This is a genomic window from Kribbella sp., from assembly GCF_035655035.1.
In the GTDB taxonomy this organism is placed as follows: domain Bacteria; phylum Actinomycetota; class Actinomycetes; order Propionibacteriales; family Kribbellaceae; genus Kribbella.
In genome coordinates, this window is record NZ_DASRVN010000727.1 from 1 (window position 1) to 4,546 (window position 4,546).

Consider the following 4,546-nt stretch of genomic DNA (forward strand, 5'->3'; position numbering starts at 1 on the left):
GCTCGACTGCCTGACGGAGTTCGGGCGGCTGGTGAACTACGGCAACGCCGGACGTGAGGGACGGCCGCCGATCGACCCGAGTGCGCTTGCCCAGCGCAACCTTTCGGTGGCCGGCTTCTGGCTGGTACCGGCGATGGACCCGCCAACGCCGTACAAGCACGCGCTCGGCCAGCTCCTCGATCTCACCGCTCGCAAGCAGCTCCGCCCGATCGTCGGCGCCGAGTACCCACTGGAGGAGGCCCGGCGGGCACACGAGGACCTGCTCGCCCGCCGCACCACCGGGAAGCTGATCCTCAAGCCCTGAAGAACGCGCGGATGTCGGCTGCCAGCACCTCCGGCTGCTCCAGCGCGGCGAAGTGCCCGCCGTGCGGATGCGATGTCCAGCGCACGATGTTGTTGCTCTGCGAAGCCTTGTGCCGCAAGGGGATGAAATTCTCGTGCGCCAGGTCGAGCAGCGCGGTCGGCGTCCGCGACGGCTCGGGCGGCTGACCCCAGTACGCCGCGTGCGCGCGCTCGTAGTAGATCGCGCCGGACGATCCGCCGGTGCGGGTCAGCCAGTACAGCATCACGTTGGTGAGCAGTACGTCCCGGTCGATCGGGGTGTCGGACCAGGTCGCGAACTTCTCCGCGATCCAGGCCAGCTGCCCCACCGGCGAGTCGGTCAACGCGTACGCCAGCGTCTGCGGCCGGGTCGACTGCAGGTCGGCATACGCCTGCTGCTCCGAAGCGAACTCCTGCTGCCGCCGCCACGACGCCCACGTCCGCTCCTGCTCCCCCGCCTCCAGCTCCGCGAGCTCCGCGGCAGTCGGCTCGGCGGTCGCACCCGCGCCGGGGATCAGGTTCAGGTGTACGCCGATCACGCGCTCGGGATCGATCCGCCCGACCTCACGGGAGATCGCGGCGCCCCAGTCCCCGCCCTGTACGCCGTACTTGTCGTACCCGAGCCGTGTCACCAACGAGGTCCACGCGCGGGCGACCCGCTGGAACTCCCACCCGGCCTCGCGGGTCGGGCCGGACAGCGTGAACCCCGGGATGGTCGGGAGGATCAGGTGGAAGTCGCTCAGCAGCGGGGCGACGTACGTGAACTCGACGATCGATCCGGGCCAGCCGTGCGTGAGTACCAGCGGGATCGCGTCCGGCGACGTCGACGGGAGGTGCGCGAAGTGCACGGTGGCGCCGTCGATGACGGTCGTGTACTGCGGCCACGTGTTCAACCGGGCTTCAGCGGCGCGCCAGTCGTACCCGTCCCGCCAGTACCCGACGAGGTCCTGCAGGTACTCCAGCGGTACGCCGCGCGACCAGCCGGACCCGGGCAGCTCGGACGGCCAGCGCACCAGGTCGAGCCGTCGGCGCAGGTCGTCGAGCTCACTCTCCGGCGCGTCCAGCCGGAACGGTTCGATCGTCACCCGCCGCACTGTGCCACAGAACCGTACGGCTCAGGCAGTGACTTTCTGCTGCCCCCGGTCGCCGAGCACCTTCACCGCGACCGCTCCGATCAGGCAGAGCACGCCGGCGATGATGACCACCGTGGTCAGCGTGCTGGCACTGTTCAGCGCGTTGTCGCAGGACATCGGCGTGATCCCGCCGGCCGGCCGGAACGCCGAACCGCAGCTCGTCCCGCTCGAGGACACCGTCCGGAACCCGAGCAGCGCGCCGGCCAGCAGCAGTACCGCCCCGGCGACGCCGAGCACCTTGTTCAGCGCGCGCACGGAAAACCCGGATCCGCTGACGTTGGGCATGCCAACGGCACGCCTGCTGAGCCCCGTAGCACTTCGTTCACTCCTCTTCGTCGGACCACCCGCTCCGACGTTACGGTCCGGCCGAACCGATCCCCACCCCGAGCAGCGGGTCAGGACCGATTCTTCACAGAGTCCTTACTCAGAACATGACCCGCTGTGACGGTGATCTCAGATCAAATGGAAGTCACTGCCATCAGAGGCGTTCTTCCAGATGGACGGTGATCTGCTCTCCCGGCTGTTTACCGAGCAGTTCCCGCAGCGCGCCCTTCACCGGCAGCTTGTGGGTCCCGTCACCGAGAGCCATGAACGAGCTCTCGAACGGGTGCCCGTCCATCGTGCCGCGGACCTTGACCAGGCCGCGGGTCCCGAAGTACTCGGCCGATCCCGGCAGCTGCACGTAGGTCCAACCACCCTTGGCGTCACTCTTCTGCAGCGGCGCGGTGAACGTCTTGTCCAGTTTGCTCATCGTGAGCTCCTCTCTCCACAGCTGGGTAGAGGCTGCCGTCCGGATTTCGACACTATTCTGAAAACCGTGCAGATCACGATCCGCCGGGCCGGGCGGGACGACGTACCGGCGGTTCTGAGTCTCCTGGACGGGGCGACCGCGTGGCTGGTCGCCCGTGGGCGGACCGGGCAGTGGGGTACGGCGCCGCACTCGACCAGCCCGGCCCGGATCGCCCAGGTGAGCGGCTTCGCGGACGACGGCGAGTTGTGGGTCGCCCAGCGGGACGGCCGGGTGGTCGGGGCGCTCGCGGTCGGGGCGGCGATGGACTACGTACCACCCGCGACCGAGCCCGAGTTGTACGTACGGCTGCTCGTCACGGATCGCGCCTCCGCCGGGCAGAACCTCGGCGGTGCGCTGCTCGATCACGCCCGCGAGCTCGCCCGCGCGAACGGGGTCCGGCTGCTACGGGTGGACTGCTACGCGGGCGACGACCAGGCGCTCGTCCGGTACTACGAGCGCCAGGGGTTCACGCGGGACGCCGAGTTCGCCGTACCGCGGGTCAATGGGCCGGACTGGCCGGGTCAGGTGCTGTCCCAGCGGTTGTAGACCGGTGTACGGCGCCGTGGGAGTCGCTGCAGTGCTCCGTACGACCCGCGGTCGCGTGGTCGACCTGGAGCGTGGAGTGCGTCAGGTGGTGGCGCTCAGCAAGCACTTCCTCGATCCGGATCCGGATCTGGTGGCAGTCCAGCCCTTGCGCGACCAGGACGTGCGCGGACGCGGCCGGCTCGCCGGACGTGATCTCCCAGACGTGCAGGTCGTGGACCTCGACGACGCCGTCCACCGCGCACAGCTCGGCGCCGAGGGCCTGCGGGTCGATCGCGGCCGGGGCCGCCTCCAGGAAGATCCGGCCGGAGTCGCGGACCAGGCCGATGCCGGCCTTCAGCATCAGTACGGCGACCACGAACGCGGCGATCGCGTCCGCCCGAGCGAAGCCGGTGAGCAGCACGATCAGGCCCGCGATCGCGGTGGCGACGAACGCGAACAGGTCGTTGAGGATGTGCTGGAACGCGCCCTCGACGTTCAGGCTGGAGCGGTTCGCCTTGCTGATCAGCCAGGTGGCGAGCAGGTTCACCACGATGCCGGCCAGGCCGGTGATCAGCACCAGCGCGCCTTGGACCTCGGGCGGGTGGATCAGGCGGTTGATCGCCTCGTACACGAAGAACGCGGCAAGCAGCAGGAGCGTGATGCCGTTCGCCTGCGCGGAAAGGATCTCGACGCGTTTGAAGCCGTAGGTGAAGCCGCCGCGCGGTGGTTTCGCGGCGAGCCGGATCGCGAGCAGCGCGAGGCCGATCGCGATCGCGTCGGTGAGCATGTGGGCGGCGTCGGTGACCAGGGCCAGCGAGCCGGCCGCGAGTCCGACGACCACCTCGGCGACCATGAAGCCGAGGATCAGCGCGAGGGCGCCGCTGAGCAGCTTGCGGTCGGCGGCCGCGTTGACGGCATGCCCATGCCCGTGGCCGGCACTCATGCGTCGGACCTTTCAGGGTGACCATCCTTTTCGGGATGACCATCCTTTTCGGGATGGATGGCATCGGTGTGCTCCGTGTGCGCGACGGCGAGATCCAGCAGCATCCGCACGTGCGCGTCGTCGAGCCGGTAGAAGGCGTTCCGCCCGTCCCGCCGTACGGCGACCACGCGGTGCGCGCGCAGCAGCCGGAGCGCGTGCGAGGTCGCGGACTCGCTGAGCCCGGTGATCGCGGCCAGATCGCAGACGCACAGCTCCCCGTCGAGCAACGCCACCAGCAGCTTCAGCCGCCGCGGATCCCCGAGCAGCCCGAACACGTCCGCGGTGTCGACGATGTCCTGCTCCCCCGGCATCCTGGCATCGACACTCGCCACCCGCTCCGGATCCACCAGCCGAACGTTGCAAGCGTCGTGCACATCTGCAGAACTCTTCATATGTTCACGGTAAAGCATCACCCCGCGAACCGCCAGCAGCACGGTGCGTCAGGTGAGGCCGAGGCGGTAGGCATAGGCGACGGCCTGGGCTCGGTCGCGGAGGTTGGCCTTGGCGAACAGGTGGTTGATGTGGGTCTTGACGGTGGCCTCGCTGACCACCAGGTGGCGGGCGATCTCGGTGTTGGACAGGCCTTCGGCGATCAGGCGGAGTACTTCGAGTTCTCGCGGCGTGAGGCCGGAGTCCGTGGGGGCCTTCGGGGCCGGGCCTTCGATCAGGAGGCGCTGGACGTCGGCGTCGAGGATGGACTGGCCGTTGGCGGCTGCCTCCAGGGCGCGTCCGATCGACTCGGCGTCGGCGTCCTTCGTGAGGAACCCCCGGGCACCGGCGCGCAACGCGGACAGG

Annotated in this window: 8 protein-coding genes; 2 read left to right on the forward strand and 6 right to left on the reverse strand. The window is 69.3% G+C overall.

Going from position 1 to position 4,546, the window contains the following annotated elements:
* The coding region (locus VFF46_RS37490) for a zinc-binding dehydrogenase (protein ID WP_325042019.1) at positions 1-304 on the forward strand (304 nt) is incomplete at its 5' end.
* Here the strand turns inward: VFF46_RS37490 and VFF46_RS37495 are convergent.
* The 3 genes from VFF46_RS37495 to VFF46_RS37505 all read right to left on the reverse strand — a co-directional run bounded on the left by VFF46_RS37495 (position 294) and on the right by VFF46_RS37505 (position 2,205).
* Positions 294-1,406 carry an epoxide hydrolase gene (locus VFF46_RS37495; RefSeq protein ID WP_325042020.1) on the reverse strand — a complete coding sequence of 371 codons (1,113 nt, stop codon included), beginning with the start codon at positions 1,404-1,406 and terminating at the stop codon, positions 294-296. The genes VFF46_RS37490 and VFF46_RS37495 overlap by 11 nt on opposite strands.
* Before the next feature lie 30 nt (positions 1,407-1,436).
* On the reverse strand, positions 1,437-1,739 hold the full coding sequence (locus VFF46_RS37500) for a hypothetical protein (protein ID WP_325042021.1): 303 nt from the start codon (positions 1,737-1,739) through the stop codon (positions 1,437-1,439).
* 193 nt (positions 1,740-1,932) lie between these two features.
* Positions 1,933-2,205, reverse strand: coding sequence for a DUF1905 domain-containing protein (locus tag VFF46_RS37505; RefSeq protein ID WP_325042022.1), 273 nt, complete (start codon positions 2,203-2,205; stop codon positions 1,933-1,935).
* Between the two features lie 66 nt (positions 2,206-2,271).
* Here VFF46_RS37505 and VFF46_RS37510 point away from each other — a divergent pair, with 66 nt between their 5' ends.
* The gene (locus VFF46_RS37510) at positions 2,272-2,790 is read left to right on the forward strand and encodes a GNAT family N-acetyltransferase (protein WP_325042023.1); all 519 of its coding nucleotides are present in this window, start codon (positions 2,272-2,274) and stop codon (positions 2,788-2,790) included.
* On the opposite strand, the gene VFF46_RS37515 is transcribed toward VFF46_RS37510, so the two are convergent.
* The 3 genes from VFF46_RS37515 to VFF46_RS37525 all read right to left on the reverse strand — a co-directional run.
* On the reverse strand, positions 2,744-3,712 hold the full coding sequence (locus VFF46_RS37515) for a cation diffusion facilitator family transporter (RefSeq protein ID WP_325042024.1): 969 nt from the start codon (positions 3,710-3,712) through the stop codon (positions 2,744-2,746). The two genes, VFF46_RS37510 and VFF46_RS37515, sit on opposite strands and share 47 nt — an antisense overlap.
* On the reverse strand, positions 3,709-4,143 hold the full coding sequence (locus tag VFF46_RS37520) for a metalloregulator ArsR/SmtB family transcription factor (protein ID WP_325042025.1): 435 nt from the start codon (positions 4,141-4,143) through the stop codon (positions 3,709-3,711). The genes VFF46_RS37515 and VFF46_RS37520 overlap by 4 nt, the downstream gene beginning before the upstream one ends.
* Before the next feature lie 48 nt (positions 4,144-4,191).
* Positions 4,192-4,546: response regulator transcription factor (locus VFF46_RS37525; protein WP_325042026.1), on the reverse strand; the 355-nt coding region annotated here is incomplete at its 5' end.